Below are 19932 nucleotides of genomic sequence, written 5' to 3' on the forward strand. Positions count from 1 at the left end.
GGCCCGGTGCCGCAGCCGGGCGTGCCGAAACCTACTCTCGGAAGCTCCCAGCCGGTCGGGGGTGATGGGGTGCGTGTCGGGGCGACGCTGCGGGCGGCGTCGGCCGGGGCGGTGGCCGCGGCCGCGTTCGACGTCCTGGCGTGGCGGCGCCGGCGGCAGCGGGTCGAGCGGGCGTTCCGCCGCGCCCCCACGTCCCGTGGGCCGGTGCCCTACCTCGATCTCGGCCCGCGCGACGGACCGGTCGTGCTGTTCAGCCCCGGCGGCGGCTCCGGGGTCGACCTCGTCCACGCCTACCCGTGGCTGCCCGCGGCCGGCTACCGGGTGATCTCGGTGAGCCGGCCCGGCTACTACGGCGTGCCGCTGTCCGGTGCCGACGACCCGGGAACGCAGGCCGACCTCTATGCGGAGGTCCTGTCCTCCACTGGGGTGCGGGGGCCGGTGCACGTGTTCGGTGTCTCGGCCGGTGGCCCGGCCGCGCTGCTGCACGCCGCCCGGCACCCGACCCGCTCGCTGGTGCTGTGGTGCGCGGTCACCGGGCCCTACGCCCCCGCCTCCGCGGCGGTGGAGTCGCCGCTGGGCCGGTTGGTGCTGTCGCCGCGCGGCCAGGTCCTGCTGTCCTGGCTGCTGGCCCGCACCACCCGCGCGGCGCCGGCGTTCGCGCTGACCTCGTTCCTGCGCACCGAGAGCAGCCTCGACGCCGCCGCCATCCGCGAGGTCGCGCGGTACGTCCACGGCGACGACGCCCAGCGCGAGTCGTTCGCCGCACTGATCGACTCCACGACCCCGATGAGCCGGCTCTACCCGGGCATGATGGACGAGCTGCGGGCCTTCGCCGAGCCCTGGCGCGTCCCGTGGTCGCAGATCCGCGCGCCGGTGCTCGCCGTGCACTCCGAAGCCGACGGCGACGTCCCGGTCGCGCACGTCGAACGCCTGCGCGCGGAGTTGCCCGATGCGCGGGTGCTGACGCCGCGAGCCGGGGGGCACCTGGTGTGGTTGGGCCCGGAGGGCCCGTCGGTCGTGCGGGCCACGCTCGACCACCTCGCCGCCGCCGACGACGGGTGAACGGCGCGCGCTCCACGACACCTCCGGCGGGTGATGATCGACGGCGGTCGCTGTCGCCCAGCTGCCCCAGGTTCACGGGGACCCTTCACGGGTGCGGGAGGGCCGGACCTCGGCCAGGTCGGCGAACGGGAGTGGGCAGTCCTCGCAGGTGCAGTTGGTGAGGCTGTCGCAGCGGGCCCGCACCACCTGCAGCAGCCCGTCGCGGATGCTGGCGAGGTCGGCCATGCGGGCCTCGACCTCGACGAGCTTGGCCCGGGCGCGCTGCTGAAGATCCGGGGCCGGGTGGCGGCGGCCGGCATCGAGCAGGTCGGCGACCTCGTCGAGGGTGAACCCGAGCCGCTGGGCGGCCTTGACCACCCGCAGCAGCGCGACGGCGCCGTCGTCGTACTCGCGGTACCCGCCCGGGGTGCGGCGGGGTTCGGGCAGCAGGCCGCGGCGTTCGTAGTAGCGCAGCGTCTGCACGTTCACCCCGGCCGCCGCGGCGAGCTGCCCGGACCTCATGATCGACTCCGTCACATCCGCGCCGCTCGGGAGGCCTCGGCCTGCGCGGCCAACCCCTCGAGCACCACGATCCGGTCGTCGGGCACCCGCACGTCCACCACCACCGCGCCGTCGCCGCGGTGCACGGCGAAGTCGAAGAACGAGCAGCACCCGGACTCGCGCGCCACCAGGTCCCGGGCCCGGTCCTCGACGTCGTCGCGGTCGTCGAGGCGCAGCCGCAGCCACCCCGGCTCCTCCCGACGCACGTCCAGCAGCGCGGCGAACAGGCCGTCGAACTCGGCCAGCCGCGTCGGCCGGTCGGCCGTCGGCAGCGTGCACGCATCGACCGGCACCCAGGCCGGCTCCGACCGCGGCGACGGGGCACGGCCCGCCACCTGCCCGTCCCGATCGAGCACCGGCGGCACCGGTGCCGGCGCGACCTCCAGGGCGAACGCCTCCTGGGCCGCCTCTACCGCCATGTCCGCCTCCGTGGGCCGTTGTTGACCAGCACCTACGACGCTAGGTCCGTACCGCGGTACAGCCTTCAACGTGTCCGTGCTCACACACCGCCGAAGTCGCACCGGCCGGCGCGGCACCGGTCGAGGACCGACTCGACGTCGGCCTGCACGGCCGCGAGCTCGGCCATCCGCGCCCGGGTCCGGTCGAGGACCGCCTCCAACCGCCACCGCTGGGAGTCGCACGAGGCGTCGCCGCGGTCGTGCGACCGCAGTGCGTCGGCGACCTCGTCGAGGGTCATGCCCAGCGCCTGCAGGCGCCGGGCGAGCCTGATCGTGCCCACGGCGGCGTCCGGGTAGAGGCGGTAGCCCGACGGCAACCGCTCGGCGGGCCGGAGCACGCCGCGGCGCTCGTAGTAGCGCACGGTGTCCACGCTGACCCCGGCCAGGCGAGCGACCGCACCGATCTTCAGCGATGACCCTTGACTCTGGACCACGGTCCAGACTTTACCGTTCTCGGGCCAGCATCGGAACGACCACAGGAGCCCGAACCCATGAACGACCACGCCACTCGCCCCGACGTCGCCGAGACGGCTCCGCCCGCTGTCGTGTGCGACATGACCGACGCGCCCGACACCGGCGAGCAGCGCCTGGCCGAGTACGCCCGCCTGTTCGCCGAGGCGTTCGTGGCGCGGGAACGCACCCCCGCGGGGTTCCGGTGGCGGCTGCGCGCCGACGCCGGCGTCGAGGCCTGGGCCCGCGACCTGGCGGCCCGGGAGATGGCCTGCTGCGCGTTCCTGTCCATCACCGTCACCCGCGTCGACGGGGAGGTCCGGTGGGACACCACCACCATCGACGACCCGGCGGCGACGGCCGTGCTGGAGCTGATGTACGAGCTGCCCGAGGCCGAGTGGGCCGGCGTCGACGAGCTGCACGAGCGGTTCGTCCGGACCACGGGCGTGCCCATCGTGGGCTTCGAGGCCGACCACCGCGCCGGTTCGTGATCCGCCAGGATGTTCCCATGACGTCGGACAACCGGGTGGTCTCCTGCGAACGGATCGTCGACGCCGCGGCGGAGCGCATCTTCGCCCTGATCGCCGACCCCGCGGCCCAGCCGAGCTGGGACGGCAACGACAACCTGGGCGTCGCGGCCGGGGGCCAGCGCGTCCGCGGGGTCGGCGACGTCTTCGTCATGACGTTGACCCTGGGCGTCGACCGCGAGAACCACGTCGTCGAGTTCGAGGAGGGGCGCCGGATCGCGTGGCGTCCGGCCGAACCGGGCGGCACCCCACCCGGCCACCTGTGGCGCTGGGAGCTGATGCCACGCGAGGACGGGACCACGCTCGTCCGCCACACCTACGACTGGACCGAGCTGACCGACCCGACCCGCTTCGAGCGGGCCAGGGCGACCACCGCCGAGCGGCTCGCGGCCTCGGTTGACCGGCTGACCGCGCTCGTCACCGGGGACGACCGGACGCCGTCCGCCGCCGGACCCGACGCCTGACCGGCGGGACGCGCTACCCGCGGGCGGTGAGCCACTCGCCCACCGCCGCGGCCGTCTCCGCCACGGACCGGTCGGTGGTGTCGAGCAGGTCGACCGCCGGGTCGAGGGTCGCCGCATCGGACTCCAGCCAGGCGGCGTAGTCGAGCATCTCGGCGATGCGCGGCTCGTCCCACTCGCGCCACGCCGGCCGGGCCCGCAGCCGCGCGGCGAGGACGTCGGCGCGGCAGGTCAGCGCGAGGTAGCGGACCTCGGTGAAGAGGGCGCGCTCGGGCAGCGGTTCCAGCTCGGGCGGCACCACGGTCCCGCAGAGCAGCACGGGCCGTCCGCTCTGCCCGACCATCGCCGCCATCCGCAGCCACGTCGAGCGGAACGCGCGGTGGTGCCCGGCCGGGTCGCGCAGCTCGGGGATCCACAGGACGTCCTGCTCCAGCACGACGAACCGGTCGCACAGCCGGGGCAGCAGCGCGCGCCCCACCGTCGACTTGCCGGTCCCGCTGGGCCCCACGAGGCAGTGCAGGGGCTGGCGCACGAACTCCTGCTCGTGGCCGCAGTCCCCGCACACCAGCGGGGCCGCCGGGGTGACCCGCGCGCCGCAGCGCGTGCAGACCAGCGGGTTCACCGCTCAGCCGAACAGGTCGCCCAGGAAGCTCTTGTGCTTGCGGTTGCCGTAGGGGCGCGGCGAGTCCGGGTAGTGGCCGCCGTGGCGCTCGCCCCGGTACGGACGGGGCGAGTCGGAGTAGCCGCCGCGGTACGGGCGCGGCGAGTCGGGCTTGCCGCGGTGGCCGCCCGGCGGGACGTAGGGCGCGGCGCCGTAGAAGCGGCTCTCGGCCGAGAGCATGTGCTCCAGCTCGCCGTGGTCGAGGAAGATGCCGCGGCAGTTCTCGCACTGCTCGATCTGCAGGCCCTGCCGGTCGACCGTGCGCATGCGTCCGTGGCATTTGGGACAAGTCACACAACGCAGCGTAGGGCCGTCGGACCGCGGGTCGGTAGCGCCCCGCGGTGGCGACGACGGCGCCCGACTCCTACCATCGGTGTAGTTCTCGGCGAGGGGAAGCGCCGAGCCTCTGTTCCGGCATGCCCTGACGGAGGCGTCTGCGATGACCCGCACCACCCCCTGCCCGATCGACCGTGCGCGCGGCCGTGCCGCGCGTGGGGTCCCCGCCTGATGGCGGCCGAACGAAGGCGCACCGGCCCCGGCCGCGACGAGCTGCACGAGGCGACCGCCCGCGCCCGCAAGGCGGCCCGGTTGAGCGCCGTGCTGACCCGGGCGATCGACGCCACGCCCGGCTTCCCGGTCACCGGCCCCAACATCCACCTGCTGTGCACGGACCCGGCCACCGCGCAGTTCCGCCGCGCCTTCGAACGGCTGGCCGGCGTCCGCCCCAGCTCCGAGCTGACGTGGGCGGTGGTGGAGGGCCTGCTCGACGCGCACTACTCCACCGCCCCGGACAACGTCGTCCACCTGTCCGACCGGCGCTGACCCGGCGCCCGACCCGAGGTCCGGCGTCGCGCGGCTCGTTACCGTGCGCGCATGCCGCTCATCTACGTCACCGGCATGTCGGGCTCGGGCAAGTCGTCGGTGCGCAGGGAGCTGCTCCGCCGCGGCCACCTCGCCCACGACACCGACGAGGACGACCTCTCGTCCTGGCGCCGCGCCACGACCGGCGAGCCCGTGGCGCGCCCGGACGCGGCCACGGACCGCACCCGCGAGTGGTACGCCGAGCACGAGTGGAGCTTGCCGAGGCGCAAGGTCGAGGGGCTCGTCGCCGGGGCGGGCGAGCGGTCGGTGTTCCTCTGCGGCTCGCCGACCAACGGCGACGAGCTGGCGGACCTCTACGACGTCGTCGTCTGCCTGACCCTCGACGCGGACACGCTGCGGCACCGGCTCGCCGGGCGGACCGGCGAGGAGTTCGGCTCGGCTCCCGACGAGCTGCGCCTCGTCCTGGGCTGGCACGCGTCGTTCGAGGAGCGGTACCGGCGGTGGGGAGCGCTGATGGTGGACGCCACGCGGCCGCTGGCCGAGGTGGTCGACGAGATCGTGGAGCGCACGGGGGCCGGGTGAGGCGTGCGCCGCAACCGGGAAACCCGGTTGTCCCCCCGCGTTAGCGTCGCTCGGTGAGCCGCATCGTCGAGACCGTCGCCCCGTCCCGGCTCGGGAGCGGCTTCCGCTGGTTGCTGGCCTCCTCGTGGGTGTCCAACCTCGGCGACGGCGTGGCGCTGGCCGCCGGCCCGCTGCTGGTCGCCTCGCAGACCGACTCCGCCGCGCTCGTCGCGCTCGGGGCGACCCTGCAGTGGCTGCCGCCGCTGGTGTTCGGCCTGTTCGCCGGGGCGCTCACCGACCGGCTCGACCGCCGGCTGATCATCATCACCGCCAACGCGGTCCGCTGCCTGGTACTGGCGCTGCTGACGGCGTCGATCCTCACCGGCGTCGTCTCGGTGGCGGTGGTGCTGGTGGCGCTGCTGCTGCTGGCCACGGCCGAGTCGTTCGCCGACAACACCTCGCAGAACCTGCTGCCGATCGTCGTGCACCGCGACGACCTGTCCGCCGGCAACGCACGGCTGCAGACCGGCTTCATCACGCTGAACCAGCTGGCCGGGCCGTTCGTCGGGGCGTCGCTGTTCGCCGCGGGCGCGGTCTGGCCGTTCCTCACCGAGGCGGTGCTGGTGGCCGCGGCGGCGGTCCTGGTCAGCCGCATGAGGCTGCCCGAGCGCGTCCCGACCGGCACCGGCCGGCGCCGGATGCACCGCGACATCGTCGAGGGGCTGCGCTGGACCTGGCACCACGCCGCCGTCCGCACGCTGGTCCTGGCGATCTTCACGTTCAACATCACCTTCGGCGCCGCGTGGTCGGTCCTCGTGCTCTACGCGACCGAGCGCCTGGGGCTGGGGCCGATCGGCTTCGGTGCCATCACGGTGGTCCAGGCCGTCGGCGGGCTCGCCGGGACCGCGGCCTACGGGTGGATCACGCGTCGGGTGTCCCTCGGCGACCTGCTGCGGATCGGCCTGGTCATCGAGACGCTCACCCACGCCGCCCTGGCCGTGACGACCCTCCCCTGGGTCGCCATGGTGATCTTCTTCGTGTTCGGGGCGCACGCGTTCGTCTGGGCCACGACGTCGGTCACCGTGCGCCAGCGCGCGGTCCCCTCCGAGCTGCAGGGCCGGGTCGGCAGCGTCAACGTCGTCGGCGTGTACGGCGGGCTGGTGCTCGGCTCGGGGATCGGCGGGCTGCTCGCCCAGCACTACGGCGTGACCGCGCCGTTCTGGTTCGCGTTCGCCGGCTCCGCGGTGTTCGTCGTGCTGATCTGGCGGCAGCTGTCGCACGTCGCGCACGCCGACGAGCACCGGTCACCCACCTGACGCTCCCGCGAGCACGGGGAACGGCGCGACGTCGTCCCGCTCGGGTGACGTCGCTGTACGCTGCGCGACCATGCCGGCTCCGCACACGGTCCTCGCCGAGCCGATCCCGTTCACCCCCGACCCGGTCGCCTTCTGGATCGGCGGGTTCCCGGTGCAGTGGTACGGCGTCGGCTACCTGGTCGGCCTGGTCGGGCTCTACGTCGTGGTGGTCCGCGAGGCGCGGCGGCGCGGGCTGGACACCCGCATCGTCGACCGGGGGCTCGCGGTCGTGACGATCGCGGGGTTCGCCGGCGCGCGCATCTACCACGTGGTCGACCAGTGGGACCGCTACGCCGCCGACCCGCTGGCGATCGTGCTGCCGCCCTACGCGGGGCTGGGCGTCTTCGGCGCGATCATCGGGGGCGGCCTGGCGATGGTCGTCGTCATGCGGCTGTGGGGGCAGAGCTTCTGGCGGTGGGCCGACGTCGTCGCCCCCGGCGCGTTCGTGCTGCAGGCGGCCGCCCGGTGGGGCAACTTCTTCAACCAGGAGCTGTACGGCCCGCCGACCGACCTGCCGTGGGGCATCGCCATCGGCTGCGAGCACCGCGTGCCGCAGTGGCCGTGCACCACCTACCCGGAGGCCACGACGGGCTTCCAACCGCTGTTCCTCTACGAGTCGATCAGCGGTGTGGTGGGTGCCGTCGTCCTGCTGTGGGTGGCGCGGCGGTGGGGCGCCCGGATGCGGCCGGGCGACCTGTTCCTGGCCTGGATCGTCTGGTACTCGGTGGTGCGGTTCGGCCTGGAGACCCTGCGCGTCAACAACTGGACCGTCGGTGGCGTCCCGACCGCGATGATCGTCTCCGCGGCTCTCGTCGTGGGCGCGCTCGCCGTGCTGGCCTGGCGGCACCGGCCGGGCGCCGGCGACGAGCGGTGGGGCGAGCCGCCCGGGGACCCGGTCCCGGCCGATCCGGTCGCGTCCGCGGGCCCCCGGTCCGACGAGCAGTAGCGGCGCCCGCCCGGCCCGGTGCCGGCGAGGACGGGCGAAACCACCCGTGCAGATCCGCCCGGCTCAGGCCACGGCACGTGGTCCCCGGGGGCTGACGCCGCCGCGGTCCGCGTGAGACCGTGCGCGCGGAACCACGCAGGAGGCGAGCCCCCGTGACGGACGACGAACTGGTCGTCGAGTACGTGCTGACCTGGCGGGCCCACTCCGGTCTCGACCGCGAGGAGATCGCCCACCTGGTCGTGCGCAAGCTCGGCCCCTCGACCGTGCTCGACCTGGCCTCGGCCAACCTCGCGGCGAAGGGGCAGCTGCGGGCCAGCGCCCACGAGGCCGCGGTGGAGTACGTGCTGCGGCTGGTGCTCACACTGCGCGAGGATCCCGACGCGAGCTGATCCGTGGCAGGCTCGCGGCGTGCAGCACGGCGTGGTGACCTTCCTGACCGACTACGGCATCGACCCCCTCAGCCTCGCCCGGGGTGTCGAGGAGCGCGGCTTCGATGCGCTGTTCCTCACCGAGCACACCCACATCCCGACCAGCCGGTTGTCGCCGTGGCCCGGCGGCGCCGAGCTGCCCGAGCGCTACAGCCACACCTACGACCCGTTCGTCGCGCTGGGCGCCATGGCCGCGGTCACCGCGCGGATCGCGCTCGGCACGGCGGTGTCGCTGGTGGCCCAGCACGACCCGATCGTGCTGGCCAAGGCCGTGGCCTCGGTCGACCGGATCAGCGCTGGGCGCTTCGAGCTGGGCGTCGGGCCGGGCTGGAACCGCGAGGAGATGGCCAACCACGGCGTCGACCCGCGCTCGCGCACCGCCCGGATGCGCGAGCACGTGCTGGCCATGAAGGAGATCTGGACCGCCGACGAGGCGCAGTTCCACGGCCGGTTCGTCGACTTCGACCCGATCTGGTCGTGGCCCAAGCCGGTGCGGGTCCCGCCGATCCTGATCGGTGGGGGCGGTCCGACGGTGCTCGACCGCGTCCTGGAGTACGGCGACGGCTGGGTCCCGCTGCGGGTGCCGCTGTCCGGGCTGGAGGAGTTCGGCGGGCGGATCGCCGAGCTGCGCGACCGCGCCGCCGGCGCGGGCCGCGGCCACCTCCCGGTCACGGTCTACGGGGCGGTGCCGAAGCCGGAGGCCCTGCAGTCCTACGCCGCGGTCGGGGTCGACCGGGTGCTCTTCGAGCTGCCCGACGACGACGGCGACGCCGTCCTGCGGGTCCTCGATGACCTGGCCGCCCTGCGCGGCTGACCCGGTCGTCCCGCCGGGCGGATACCAGGTCGGCGGGATTCCGCCGACCCGTGAACCGATGATCGCAATACGGTCACCTCGCGCGCCGGTCACCCGCGGCCGGCGGAGGAGGCATGCGATGACCGACGCGATCCCGGCGGAGGCCGACGGCCCGACCTCCGGACCGCCCGACGAGTCCACGACGGTCGCGCCCCGCGGGACGACGTCGCACCTCGCCTCGGTGGCCTGCGTGGAGCGCGGCGAGGCGGCGATCGCCGCGGGCGACAGCCGCACCGCGGCCGGCTACGTCGACACGGCCCTGACCATCCGGCGCACGCTCGCGGTCGCCGACCCGGACGACCCGGCCCGCCGCCACGACCTGGCCTGCGCCCACGTGCTGGCCGGCGACCTGGCCATGGCCGAGGGCGAGGCGTCCGACGCCGAGGAGCACTTCTGGACCGCGCTGCTGCTGGGCCGGGCGATGCTCGCCGCGGACGACGACGACCCGGTCGCCCGCCGCGACCTCGGCATCAGCCAGCAGCGGCTGGGCACCCTGTACCTCGACGGCGGCGACACGACCAGGGCGGGCGAGTTCCTGCGCAGCTCCCTGAGCGCGGCGCTGCAACTGGCCCGCGCCCAGGACGGCGGGCAGGCCAGCCGCGACCTGGCCGTGTGCCACGAGAAGCTCGGCGACCTCGAACTGGCCCTGGGCGACAGCGCCGCGGCCGGGCTGCACTACCGCGACCAGCTCGCCGCGCTGCTGCAGCTGCCCGAGGTCGAGGCGGCCGAGGTGGGTGTGCAGTGCGAGCTGGCCGTCTGCCACTTCCGGGTGGGCGAGCGGGCGCTGGTCACCGGCGACGCCGACGACGCCGACCGCTACTTCCGCGACGGGCTGGCGATCGCCCGGCGGGCCGTCGACACCCACCCCGAGGACGTGGCGGCGGCCAGGACGCTGTGGATCGGCTACAGCAAGGTCGGCGACATGGCCATGTCGGCCGGCGACCTGGCCGCGGCGAGCGCGCTCTACCGCACCGGCCTGGACCTCACCCGCGCCGCGGTGCTGCTCGACCCGCGCGACGCCCCGGCCCTGCGCGACCAGTCGATCTTCCACGAGAAGCTGGCCGAGGCGGCCACCGCGGGTGGCGACGCGACGGCGGCCGTCGGCCAGTACCGCGAGGCGCTGGCCGCCGTGCAGCGGATCGTGGAGGTCGACCCGTCCAGCACGTCGGCCCGCGACGAGCTGGTCTACCTGACCGGTCGGGTCAGCGCCGCCGAGCGGGCGGCCTGATCAGCTCCGGTCCGCCGGGGCCCGCTGTGCGGCCAGCACCCGCTCCAGCCCGCTGACGATCGCCGCGCGCTCCTGCGCGGTGAGGTGGTCGGCGAAGTGGCGGGCGATGCCGTCGAGGTAGCTGGGGGCGGCGCCGCGCAGGCGGGCCCGTCCGGCCTCGGTCAGCACGGCCCAGCTGCCGCGCCGGTCGGTGGGGTCGGGCTCGCGGACGACCAGCCCGGCCCGGGTGAGCTCGTCGACGATGCGGCTGACCCGCGTGCGCGACAGCACCGCCCGCTCCCCCAGCTCCTGCATCCGCAGCCGCCTGCCCTCGGCCGAGTTGAGCTCCAGGAGCACGTCGTACCAGGTCAGCGGTAGTCCCTGGGCGCGGTCCAGGTCGTGCTCCAGCCGGCGCACGACGGCGGCGTGCGTGCGCAGCAGGGCCGCCCAGGCCGCGACGCCCTCGTCAACAGGGCTCGCATCCGCGCCGCTCACCGCGTGCCCACCGGTGTCCGTCGTCACCCCATCCATCCTACGACTTGTGCGTGCGCACGCATCTCCATAATATGTGCGTGCGCACGCACTTCTACTCACCCCGGAGGCCACCATGTCCCGCCTGCTGCACATCTCCGCCTCGCCCCGCGGCGACGCCTCGGAGTCCCGGGTGATCGCCCGCGAGTTCCTCGACGCCTTCGCCGACACCCACCCCGACGTCGAGATCGACGAGTTCGACCTCTGGGACGGCACGCTGCCCGCCTTCGGCCCACCCGCCGCGGCCGCCAAGATGGCCGTCTTCGCCGGTCAGCAGCCGACCGGCGAGGGCGCCGACGCCTGGCGGGCGGCGATCGCGACCTTCCGCCGCCTCGACGCCGCCGACCGCTACCTGTTCAGCGTCCCGATGTGGAACGCCGGGGTGCCCTACATCCTCAAGCAGTTCATCGACGTCGTGAGCCAACCCGGGATGGTGTTCTCCTTCGACCCCGACGAGGGCTACAGCGGTCTGTTGACCGGCAAGAAGGCCGTCGCGATCTACACCAGCGCCGTCTACGGGCCCGGTCGCGGACCGCGCTTCGGCGCCGACTTCCAGGCCCCCTACCTGGACTCCTGGCTGCGCTGGGCCGGGGTGGCGGACATCGAGGAGATCCACTTCCGGCCCGACCTGGCCACCGCGGACGCCGAGGCCGGCCGGGCGGCGGCGCACGCGCGGGCCCGCGACCTCGGCAAGGCGTTCTGAGCGCGTCGCGACGCCCTCCCGGCCGAGTCGATCATGAGGTCGGGGCGTCTCGCAGATCCAGCGGTGGGCTCGCAGCCCGCCGGCGGGCTGCGACGACCCAGCCAGGGCTGCGACAGCCACCTGGCGCTGCGAGGACGCCCCTCGCTCAGGCCGCGGCGTTCCCTCGGGCCAGCAGCGCCTGCGCCGCGCCACCGGTGGCCGACCACAGCCGCGCGACGGCGTTGCGCGCGGCGATCCCGCCGGCGGTGGCCGGGACGAGCAGCCGGGAACCGCGGGTCGCGGCCCGCTGCACCGGATCCGTCCGCCGCCGGTGGCGCACCTCGTAGCGGCGCAGCGCCGCGGCCGGGTCGCCCGGGTCCGCGGCCAGTTCCTCGGCGAGCGTCGCCGCACCCGCCATGGCCAGGCTGGACCCGTCGCCGAGGAAGGACGCCGCCGCGGCGGAGTCGCCCACCAGCGCGATCCGTCCGACCGACCACGCGGGCAGCCGGACCTCGGCGACGGCGTCGAAGAACAGGTCCGGCGCGGAGCACGCCCGGTCGAGCAGTTCCGGGGTGCGCCAGCCGCCGCCGGCGAACGCCGCCACCAGCAGTCGACGGTGCTGGGCGGTGTCGCGGTGGTCGAAGCCGGGCACGACCGGGCTGCGGAACATGAACGCGACGGTGGGCCGGCCGAGCACGGGGTGCACGGCCAGCGCCCGACCCGGGCGGTTGTACATCTGCACGTCCCGGGAGACCGGGGTGGACTCCGCCAGGAAGACCGTCGCGACGTAGAGGCCCATGTGCCGCAGGAAGTCGTCCTCCGGGCCGAAGGCGAGCCGCCGGACCGCCGAGTGCAGCCCGTCGGCGCCGATGACGACGTCGAAGCGGCGGGGAGCGTCGCGCTCGAAGGCGACCTCGACGCCGTCGCCGTCCTGGGCGAGCGCGACCACCGACTCGTCGAACAGGAACTCGGCGTCGTCGCGCGCGGCCTCGTACAGCACGGAGGCGAGGACGCCGCGCGGGATCTCGACCTGGCGCTCGGCCTCGCGACGGCTCGCGGTGGGGATGCGGGCCAACTGCCGGCCGGCGCCGTCGACGAGTTGCACCGCGCGGACGCGGGTGCCCGATCGGCGTAGCGCGTCCAGGACCCCCATCCGCTCGGCGACCTGCAGCGCGGCTCCGCGGACGTCCACCGGGTTCCCGCTGGAGCGCAGGTCCCGGGCCCGCTCGACCACGGTGACCGCCCATCCGGCCCGGGCCAGCCCCCAGGCCAGGGTCGGGCCGGCGACCCCGGCTCCGGAGATCAGTGCTGCCGGTCGGTTCATCGCGGTCCCCCGTCGCTCGACGCCATGCCCGCGACCGTACTCGCACTCGATGCAAGTTTGCACTCAATGCTGAAATGCCCTCAGTGCCGTACTCTTCGCGGGTGCCGTCGCCGACCCCGCCCGAACCGCGCCCGGGCCTGCGCGAGCGCAAGCGCGCCCGCACCCGCCGGGCACTGGTCGAGGCGGCCACCGAGCTCTTCACCCGCAACGGCTACGACGCCACGACGGTCGCCGACATCGCGGCCGCCGCCGACATCGGCACCCGCACCTTCTTCAGCCACTTCGCCAGCAAGGAGGAGGTGCTGTTCCCGGAGGCCGACGAGCGCGTCTCCGTGGCCATCAGGAGCATCGACGAGCGCGCACCCGACGACCGCCCGGCCGACGTGCTGGTCAAGGCGCTCGCCCACCCCGCGATCGTGGCCAGCGACGACCTGGTGGGCCCGCGCGCCGCGCTGCGCATGCAGCTGATCCGCACGGTGCCCGCGGTGCGCGGGCGCGCCCTGCAGATGCAGCAGGACGCCCAGCGCGAGATCGCCCGGCACCTGCACGCCGCCTACCCCGACGAGCTCGACGCGGTCGACGCGGCCGCGCTGGTAGGCGCCTTCACCGGCGCCGTCGGCGGGGCGCTGGACGCCCTGCTCGACGGGGAGGACACCCCCGACCCCGCGCAGGTGCGCGAGCGGCTGAGCCGGGCGGTCGGCGCCGCGCTCGCCGTGCTGCGGGATCGCTGACCTGAGCCCGGACGCGCCGAGGGCCCGGACCGATCCCGGTCCGGGCCCTCGTCGTGGCGCCGGTCAGCCGCCCAGGCTGGGGAAGTTGCCCGGGTCCAGCCCGCCCAGCGAATCCTGGTACTGCTCGAGCGCGTCACGGGCCGCCGACTCGGCCGCCAGGCCCCGGAAGAAGGAGACCGAGGTCAGGATCAGGTTCAGCGCCGTGACCGCGAGGATGATCCAGATGACCACCGGCGGCACGGGCTTCGCGCCGCCGGCCGGCGGGCGGGGCGGAGCGCCCTGCGGACCGAACCCCGGCGCCTGCCCCGGGTATCCGCCCTGCGGCGGCGGAGCGAAGCCCCCCTGGTTGTAACCGCTGCTCACAGTCCGTCCCCCTCGTTTCGCATGATGGTGGAGCACCCGCCGATGCGATGGGCGGTCCCCGACTCCTGTTGTCGACACCCTCCGCACACCAGACGGCGCGGAGGAGCCTGCGGTTCAACGGGCCGGAGCGGCCATCTGACGGAAAGACGCCTACGTTCCGTGATCACCCCGGTCTGTTGCCGGGCGCTACGGTACCGGCGTGCCGCCACCCGATCAGGGCGACCCCCGCCACCCGAACGGCGGCGATCCATGACCACCAGCGACATGACAACCGGTGACCAGGTCCGACACCCCGCCGATTCCGCGTCGCCGACGGCGGCGGCGTCCGGACGTCCGAGCGCCCTGCTGCACGCGATCGCTCCGGCGTTGGTCTTCCTGGCCGTTCGGGCGACGGGTGTGGCAGTACTGACAGTGATGTCCGCGCGGGCCGGCTCCGATGTCGTCCGCAAGCTGACCACCTGGGACGGCGCCTGGCTGCTCGCCCTGGCCGAGCACGGCTACGCGGGCCTGCCCGCCGACCACCTGGACGCGTTCGGCAACCGCACCGCCGAGACGGCGCTGGGCTTCTTCCCCGGCTACCCCGGTGTCGTCTGGGCCACCTCGTGGATCACGTCCGGCTCGTTCGAGGCGGCGGGGCTGCTGGTCTCGCTCGTCGCGGGGGTCGTCGCCGCCCACGCGCTGGCCAGGATCGGCGAGCTCGTCCCCGGCGGGTCGCGCCGGGCGGGCCTGCTGCTCGCCGGGCTGTTCGCGGCCACGCCGATGGCCGTGGTGCTGTCGATGAGCTACACCGAGGCCCTGTTCTGCGCGGCGGCCGCGTGGGCGCTGGTGGGCGTCCTGCGCGGGCAGTGGCTGCTGGCCAGTGCGTGGGCGGCGGCGGCGGGGCTCGTCCGCCCGACCGCCACCGCACTGGTGGCCGCGGTCGGGCTGGCCGCGCTGGTCGCCGCCGTCGCCGACGTCCGCGCCGGGCGAGCGGGGTGGCGCCCGTGGGCCGGCGGCCTGCTGGCCACGACGGGCGTGATCGGCTACCTCGGGTACGTGGCCGTGCGAACCGGCCGCCCCGACGGCTGGTTCGCGATCCAGCGCGAGGGCTGGGGCTGGTACTTCGACGGCGGCGGCGCCACCGCGGAGTACCTCGGTGCCGTGCTGCTCGGCGGCGAGCGGGTGTTCGACGTGCTCACCCTGGTCGCGTTCGCCGGGAGCCTGGTGCTGCTCGGACTGCTCGCGCGCCTGCGGGTGCCGTGGCCGTTGCTGGTCTACGGGGCGATCGCGCTGCTCACCGTCTGGGGCACCGAGGGTCTGATGAACGCCAAGCTGCGCCTGCTCGTTCCGGCGTTCGTACTGCTCGTCCCGGTGGCGCTCGGGCTCGCCCGCCGGCGCATCGGCACCGCGGTCGGCGTGCTGGTCGCGGTGGCGCTGGGCTCGGCGTGGTTCGGCGGCTACGCGCTCACCATCTGGCCCTACGGCATCTGACCTGTTGCGGGCCGAGCGTCCGCGGCCCACTACGGTGGCGGCGATGACAGCGCAGCAAGGGCCCGCGACCGGGTCGAACACACGGGTCGGCCGCTACGTGCGGATGGTGGCCCAGCCGGGGCAGGGCCGCGCGCTCGCCGCCACGCTGCTGCGGGTGGCGGAGGGCCTGCGCGCCGCGCCCGGCTGCGAGATGTACGTCATCAACCTCTCCCCGGACGAGCCCGACACCGTGTGGGTGACCGAGATCTGGAGCGACGCCGAGGCCTCCGACCAGGCACTGTCGGGTGGCATGGGCGAGGTCGGCATCGGCGAGGTGCTGGAACTGCTGGCCGGGCCGCCCGAGCTGGTCGATCTCACCCCGCTGGGCGGCCCCGGCCTCAACTGACCGAACCGCCCCGCTCCGAGCGCTCCTCGGTGGGCTTGCGGCTGGCCTTGAGCGAGCCGGCGTGCGCCTTGGCGGTCGGGTCGTTGCGGGTCTTGATCAGGCTCGCCACCGTGACCACGACCAGCACCCCCACGATCACGCCAAGGCTGACCGGCGTGGAGATCTCCGGGACGGACTCGGAGATGTCGACGTGCAACCAGTGCAGGATCAGCTTGACGCCGATGAACCCCAGGATGATCGCCAACCCGGTCGACAGGTAGACCAGCCGGTCGAGCAGGCCCTTCACCAGGAAGAACAGCGCGCGCAGGCCCAGCAGGGCGAAGGCGTTGGCGGCGAAGACGATGAACGGCTCGGAGGTCACGCCGAACACGGCCGGGATCGAGTCGAGCGCGAACAGCAGGTCGATGCCGCCGATGGCGACCAGCACGACCAGCAGCGGGGTGACCATCCGCCGGCCGTCGACCCGAGTGATGATCTTGCCGCCGTCGTACTCCTCGGTGACCGGCAGGACGCGGCGCGCGGTCTTGACGACCACGTTGTCCTCGACGTCGGGGTCCTCGTCGCGGTGGCGGAACAGCTGCACCGCCGTGTAGATCAGCAGCAGCCCGAACAGCAGGAACATGAACGAGAACAGCGTCAGCAGCGTGGCGCCCACCGCGATGAAGATCGCGCGCATGATCAGCGCCAGCACGATGCCGAAGGTCAGCACCTTGTGCTGGTGCTCCTCGGGCACGGCGAACGTGGTCATGATGATCACGAAGACGAACAGGTTGTCGACCGAGAGGCTCTTCTCGACGATGTAGCCGGCGAAGTACTGGGTGCCGGCGTCACCGCCGTAGGCCGCGGCGAACCAGACGCCGAACGCGATCGCCACCGCGATGTAGAAGACCGACCATGCGGTCGCCTCCCTGAACCCGACGCGATGGGGCCGCATCGCGGCCAGCACCAGGTCGAGGGCCAGCAGGCCCACGACCAGGGCGATGGTCACCCCCCAGGTGAGCCAACTGATCTCCTGCACCACGCCTCCACCTCGCCGCCGGGTCCTTGGGAAGAGTATTACCGACTCTTTACCCAACGGCCGTGCCGGGCCACCGCGTTCCGGGCCGGACGCGGAAGTGGTAGCGAACACCCCGCGACGGCACTCGGCAACACGGGCCGCCGGCCCGATCAGCGTCGCGCGGGGAAGACCTCGGACGGGAAGCAGCCCGCGGCCAGCAGCGCGCGCACCACGCCACCGCCCAGCTCGCCCAGCCGTGCGGCGCCCTCGGCGCCCAGGTGCGCCCACGGTCCGAAGCCGAGCCGGTCGGTGTCGACCTCCAGGCGCTTGCGCAGGTCGGCGCCCTGCTCGGTGAGCGCGCCGTCGCCGTCGAGCAGTCCCCGCTCGGTCAACCCGGCCGCCGCCGCGGCCCACTCGTCCTCCGACCAGCCCCGGCTGGCCTGCGCGAACGCCCGCAGGAACCCCTTGCCGCTGGCGACGTGGCTGACGATGGCCTCGATCCCGGACAGCCCGGCGTCGATCAACAGCGCGATGTGACCGTCGCCGCGGTGCTCCCGCAGGATCGACAGCGCGTGCCAGAGCACCAGATGCGGCTCGTTGGGCCACTCGACCGACAGGTGCGCCGCACCCAGCGGGCGCCCCTCCGGCCGCGCCGCCTCGGCCGCCCGCCGGGCCAGGCCGGCGGCCTCGGCCACCTCCGGGGAGGCCAGGACCTCGTCGCCGAGCATGCGGCGCAGCGCCGCGTCGACCGAGGCGAACCGGGCCGCCACGACGTCGGCAGGGGAGGCCAGCGCCCACGCCGCCGGGATCGACCTGGCCACCAGGGCGGGGTTGAAGTTGTAGAACGCCGCCGCCACGACCGCGGCCCCCACCGCGCCCATCGGCGCCGACCGCCCGGCGAAGTAGGACATCCGGCCGGGCTTGAGCCCGGCCTGCGTCAGGTACTGCTCGGTCTCCGGCGCGAAGTAGGTCATCGAGTGCAGCGGTTCGAGTCCGCGCGCGATCCGGCCGGCGTCCCTGGGCTCCATAGCGGTCACCGTAGACCGCTTCTCCCCCACGCCCCCACCGTCGAGAACGAAGTTGTCGTGATCAATCCGCCCTGTTGATCACGACAACTTCGTTCTCGACGGCGGGGTGGCGCGGAGTTCCCGGTCAGCCCTTGAGCAGCACCAGCCGCTCCCGCGCCGCCGCCCGCACGCCCTCGCGCACCTGGGGCAGCGCGGAGGCGTCGAGCAGGCCCAGCGCGACGGCGTGCGCGGCGATCTCCACGCTGTCGTTGGCGGCCAGCATCGGCACCCCGGCCGCGGTGATCTCGGCGGCCAGCTCGTCCACCTGAGCCGTACGGCTGGGGGCGTCGTGCGCGGTGCGCCGGATGTAGACCGCGGCGATCCGGTCGGGGTGCTCGCGGGCCAGCGCGGCGTAGATCTCCGGGTCCAGCTGGCCGCTGTCGCCGATGAGCACCAGGCGCAGGTGCGGGTGCTCGGCCAGCATCCGGCGCACCAGGCCCGTCTTGTGGGCGGTGGCGCTGATCCGCAGCAGCCCCTCCCGCGACGGGCCCCAGTCGGTCAGCTGCAGCGGTCCCAGCGGGAACTTCCGCAGGGCGATGAACTCCAGCAGCATCTCGTGCAGGTTCCACGGGCTGGTGGACACGTAGAACACCGGGCGCAGCGGCTCGCCCGGCCGCTCGGTGAACGCGTTGTAGAGCGCGGCCGCCCCGGGCAGCGGACTGCGGTTCTGGACCTCGGTGAGCAGCGCCGCCCGGATGAACGCCATGCCGCGGCCGATGCCGGTCTCCAGGATGGTGTCGTCGACGTCGCTGACCAGCCCGATCCGCGCCTGCGGGTCGACGACCACGACCTTGGCGGTCACCGCGGTGCCGTCGGGCAGGGCCAGCTCGACGTCGTGCCAGCCGGGCGTCAGCGGCTCGGAGGGCTCGACGAGGACGTCGAGGTAGCCCTCGCGGTCGGCTCTGGCCCCGATGACGTGGTCGCCGAGCGTCACCCGCACGCGCGCGTCGGCGACCTCCACGGTCAGGAACCGGGCCAGGCTCGCCCGCAGGATCGCTCGCCGCGACCGCACGGTCGGCGCCGGCGCGCCGGGCACCGCGGTCGCCGGGGCGTCGGCCTCGTGGCGCCCGAGCAGCACGCGGGCGTGCACGCGGACCCGGTGCGGGGTGCCGTTGCCGATGAACGGCACGATCGTCGGGTGGTGGCGCCCGCGCAGGCGCAGCAGCCCCAGCAGGACCAGTTGCAGCGCGTCCTCGACCACCATCGCCATCCGGACGACCGCCCGGCTCAGTCGTGTGTCGTGCACCACGCAGACCTACCGCACGTGGCCGCCGCCCGCCAATGCGGGGGTGGCGGCGGCCCCGACGACGTAGGCTCGGATCAGTGAACGAAGGTCCGCCCACCGTCCTGCTCGACCTCGACGGCACCCTGACCGACTCCGCCGCGCTGATCACCGAGCACCTGGCCGCCGCCATCCTGACAGCGGGCGGCCCGACGTTCGCGCCGGAGGAGCTGCGCCCCCTGGTCGGGCCTCCGTTCGAGTACGCGCTGCCCCAGCTCGGCCTGACCGACGAGCAGGTCGCCGCGACCGTCACCGCCTACCGCTCGTCCTACGGCGCCGTCGCCGCCACCCACACGCCCCTGTATCCAGGCATCGCCGACCTGCTCGACCGCCTCGCCGGCTTCCGCCTCGCGCTGGCCACCGCCAAGCCCGAGCGCCTGGCCGCGGAGATCATCGACGGGCTCGACCTGACCCGGCACTTCGCCCTGGTCGGCGGCTCCGACCCGGTCGGCGGGCGGGTCGGCAAGGGCCTGGTGGTCGCCTCCGTGCTCGACCGCCTGGACATCGACCCCACCCGCGACCCGGTCGTCATGGTCGGCGACCGCCACCACGACGTCGAGGGCGCCGCCGAGCACGGCGTGCCCGCCATCGGCGTCGCCTGGGGCTACGCCACCACCCCTGAGGAGCTCGCCGACGCCGCCCTCGTCGTCCCCGACGTCGACGCCCTCGCCGACGCCCTGCTCACCTGGCGCACCACCGGCCGCCTCCCCGTCGAGAACGAAGTTGCCGTGATCAACAGGCCGGTTTGATCACGACAACTTCGTTCTCG

Annotated in this window: 26 protein-coding genes; 15 read left to right on the forward strand and 11 right to left on the reverse strand. The window is 74.4% G+C overall.

The features are described 5' to 3' along the window. Positions 1–69: 69 nt before the first annotated feature. Entirely contained in the window at positions 70–1062 is a 993-nt protein-coding gene (locus KIK08_RS00745) for an alpha/beta fold hydrolase (protein ID WP_214400969.1), read from the forward strand. A 72-nt stretch (positions 1063–1134) separates the two neighbouring features. Here the strand turns inward: KIK08_RS00745 and KIK08_RS00750 are convergent, their stop codons facing one another. From KIK08_RS00750 to KIK08_RS00760, 3 genes are all read right to left on the reverse strand, one after another. After that, the gene (locus KIK08_RS00750) at positions 1135–1563 is read right to left on the reverse strand and encodes a MerR family transcriptional regulator (protein ID WP_214400970.1); all 429 of its coding nucleotides are present in this window, start codon (positions 1561–1563) and stop codon (positions 1135–1137) included. Positions 1564–1574: 11 nt separating this feature from the next. Further along, positions 1575–2021 carry a hypothetical protein gene (locus KIK08_RS00755; RefSeq protein WP_214400971.1) on the reverse strand — a complete coding sequence of 149 codons (447 nt, stop codon included), beginning with the start codon at positions 2019–2021 and terminating at the stop codon, positions 1575–1577. An 80-nt stretch (positions 2022–2101) separates the two neighbouring features. Continuing rightward, the gene (locus KIK08_RS00760; protein ID WP_214400972.1) at positions 2102–2494 is read right to left on the reverse strand and encodes a MerR family transcriptional regulator; all 393 of its coding nucleotides are present in this window, start codon (positions 2492–2494) and stop codon (positions 2102–2104) included. 57 nt (positions 2495–2551) lie between these two features. Between KIK08_RS00760 and KIK08_RS00765 the strand changes: the two genes are divergently transcribed. Continuing rightward, positions 2552–3001, forward strand: coding sequence for a hypothetical protein (locus tag KIK08_RS00765; protein ID WP_214400973.1), 450 nt, complete (start codon positions 2552–2554; stop codon positions 2999–3001). 17 nt (positions 3002–3018) lie between these two features. Continuing rightward, positions 3019–3501, forward strand: a complete 483-nt coding sequence (locus tag KIK08_RS00770; protein ID WP_214400974.1) for an SRPBCC family protein — start codon at positions 3019–3021, stop codon at positions 3499–3501. A 13-nt stretch (positions 3502–3514) separates the two neighbouring features. On the opposite strand, the gene KIK08_RS00775 is transcribed toward KIK08_RS00770, so the two are convergent. Together KIK08_RS00775 and KIK08_RS00780 are read right to left on the reverse strand one after the other, a co-directional pair. Then, the gene (locus KIK08_RS00775) at positions 3515–4120 is read right to left on the reverse strand and encodes a P-loop nucleotide/nucleoside kinase family protein (protein ID WP_308257297.1); all 606 of its coding nucleotides are present in this window, start codon (positions 4118–4120) and stop codon (positions 3515–3517) included. 3 nt (positions 4121–4123) lie between these two features. After that, positions 4124–4453, reverse strand: a complete 330-nt coding sequence (locus KIK08_RS00780; RefSeq protein ID WP_214400975.1) for a TFIIB-type zinc ribbon-containing protein — start codon at positions 4451–4453, stop codon at positions 4124–4126. Between the two features lie 213 nt (positions 4454–4666). Between KIK08_RS00780 and KIK08_RS00785 the strand changes: the two genes are divergently transcribed. The 7 genes from KIK08_RS00785 (at position 4667) to KIK08_RS00815 (ending at position 10352) form a co-directional block, all read left to right on the forward strand. Further along, positions 4667–4981: a hypothetical protein gene (locus tag KIK08_RS00785; protein ID WP_214400976.1), complete on the forward strand. Its 315-nt coding sequence runs from the start codon at positions 4667–4669 to the stop codon at positions 4979–4981. Positions 4982–5032: 51 nt separating this feature from the next. Continuing rightward, on the forward strand, positions 5033–5563 hold the full coding sequence (locus KIK08_RS00790; RefSeq protein WP_214400977.1) for an AAA family ATPase: 531 nt from the start codon (positions 5033–5035) through the stop codon (positions 5561–5563). 53 nt (positions 5564–5616) lie between these two features. Continuing rightward, complete coding sequence (locus KIK08_RS00795; protein WP_214400978.1) at positions 5617–6858, forward strand: MFS transporter; 1242 nt, start codon at positions 5617–5619, stop codon at positions 6856–6858. A 70-nt stretch (positions 6859–6928) separates the two neighbouring features. After that, entirely contained in the window at positions 6929–7843 is a 915-nt protein-coding gene (lgt, locus tag KIK08_RS00800; protein WP_214400979.1) for a prolipoprotein diacylglyceryl transferase, read from the forward strand. A 152-nt stretch (positions 7844–7995) separates the two neighbouring features. Then, entirely contained in the window at positions 7996–8232 is a 237-nt protein-coding gene (locus tag KIK08_RS00805) for a hypothetical protein (RefSeq protein WP_214400980.1), read from the forward strand. 19 nt (positions 8233–8251) lie between these two features. Further along, a complete protein-coding gene (locus KIK08_RS00810) occupies positions 8252–9085 on the forward strand; it encodes an LLM class F420-dependent oxidoreductase (protein ID WP_214400981.1) in 834 nt (277 codons plus the stop codon). Between the two features lie 118 nt (positions 9086–9203). Then, complete coding sequence (locus KIK08_RS00815) at positions 9204–10352, forward strand: tetratricopeptide repeat protein (protein WP_214400982.1); 1149 nt, start codon at positions 9204–9206, stop codon at positions 10350–10352. On the opposite strand, the gene KIK08_RS00820 is transcribed toward KIK08_RS00815, so the two are convergent. Then, the gene (locus KIK08_RS00820; protein ID WP_308257298.1) at positions 10353–10853 is read right to left on the reverse strand and encodes a MarR family winged helix-turn-helix transcriptional regulator; all 501 of its coding nucleotides are present in this window, start codon (positions 10851–10853) and stop codon (positions 10353–10355) included. A gap of 85 nt (positions 10854–10938) precedes the next feature. On the opposite strand from KIK08_RS00820, the gene KIK08_RS00825 reads away from it, so the two are divergent. Further along, positions 10939–11565: an FMN-dependent NADH-azoreductase gene (locus KIK08_RS00825; RefSeq protein ID WP_214400984.1), complete on the forward strand. Its 627-nt coding sequence runs from the start codon at positions 10939–10941 to the stop codon at positions 11563–11565. Positions 11566–11710: 145 nt separating this feature from the next. Here the strand turns inward: KIK08_RS00825 and KIK08_RS00830 are convergent, their stop codons facing one another. After that, positions 11711–12868: an FAD-dependent monooxygenase gene (locus KIK08_RS00830; RefSeq protein ID WP_214400985.1), complete on the reverse strand. Its 1158-nt coding sequence runs from the start codon at positions 12866–12868 to the stop codon at positions 11711–11713. A 101-nt stretch (positions 12869–12969) separates the two neighbouring features. Between KIK08_RS00830 and KIK08_RS00835 the strand changes: the two genes are divergently transcribed. Further along, on the forward strand, positions 12970–13599 hold the full coding sequence (locus tag KIK08_RS00835; protein WP_308257299.1) for a TetR/AcrR family transcriptional regulator: 630 nt from the start codon (positions 12970–12972) through the stop codon (positions 13597–13599). Between the two features lie 63 nt (positions 13600–13662). Here the strand turns inward: KIK08_RS00835 and KIK08_RS00840 are convergent, their stop codons facing one another. Further along, entirely contained in the window at positions 13663–13962 is a 300-nt protein-coding gene (locus KIK08_RS00840; RefSeq protein ID WP_214400987.1) for a hypothetical protein, read from the reverse strand. Between the two features lie 396 nt (positions 13963–14358). On the opposite strand from KIK08_RS00840, the gene KIK08_RS00845 reads away from it, so the two are divergent. Both KIK08_RS00845 and KIK08_RS00850 read left to right on the forward strand, forming a co-directional pair. Next, positions 14359–15432 carry a hypothetical protein gene (locus KIK08_RS00845; RefSeq protein WP_308257300.1) on the forward strand — a complete coding sequence of 358 codons (1074 nt, stop codon included), beginning with the start codon at positions 14359–14361 and terminating at the stop codon, positions 15430–15432. A gap of 43 nt (positions 15433–15475) precedes the next feature. Continuing rightward, on the forward strand, positions 15476–15817 hold the full coding sequence (locus KIK08_RS00850; RefSeq protein ID WP_214400988.1) for a putative quinol monooxygenase: 342 nt from the start codon (positions 15476–15478) through the stop codon (positions 15815–15817). Here KIK08_RS00850 and KIK08_RS00855 read toward each other — a convergent pair. From KIK08_RS00855 to KIK08_RS41420, 3 genes are all read right to left on the reverse strand, one after another. Beyond that, positions 15810–16835 carry a TerC/Alx family metal homeostasis membrane protein gene (locus KIK08_RS00855; RefSeq protein ID WP_214401061.1) on the reverse strand — a complete coding sequence of 342 codons (1026 nt, stop codon included), beginning with the start codon at positions 16833–16835 and terminating at the stop codon, positions 15810–15812. The two genes, KIK08_RS00850 and KIK08_RS00855, sit on opposite strands and share 8 nt — an antisense overlap. A 149-nt stretch (positions 16836–16984) precedes the next feature. Beyond that, a complete protein-coding gene (locus KIK08_RS00860) occupies positions 16985–17842 on the reverse strand; it encodes an SCO6745 family protein (protein WP_214400989.1) in 858 nt (285 codons plus the stop codon). Between the two features lie 124 nt (positions 17843–17966). Further along, on the reverse strand, positions 17967–19127 hold the full coding sequence (locus KIK08_RS41420; RefSeq protein WP_214400990.1) for an App1 family protein phosphatidate phosphatase: 1161 nt from the start codon (positions 19125–19127) through the stop codon (positions 17967–17969). A 77-nt stretch (positions 19128–19204) separates the two neighbouring features. On the opposite strand from KIK08_RS41420, the gene KIK08_RS00870 reads away from it, so the two are divergent. Next, a complete protein-coding gene (locus KIK08_RS00870) occupies positions 19205–19912 on the forward strand; it encodes an HAD-IA family hydrolase (RefSeq protein WP_214400991.1) in 708 nt (235 codons plus the stop codon). Positions 19913–19932 lie beyond the last annotated feature (20 nt).

Source organism: Pseudonocardia lacus (assembly GCF_018531445.1).
Classification (GTDB): Bacteria; Actinomycetota; Actinomycetes; order Mycobacteriales; family Pseudonocardiaceae; genus Pseudonocardia; species Pseudonocardia lacus.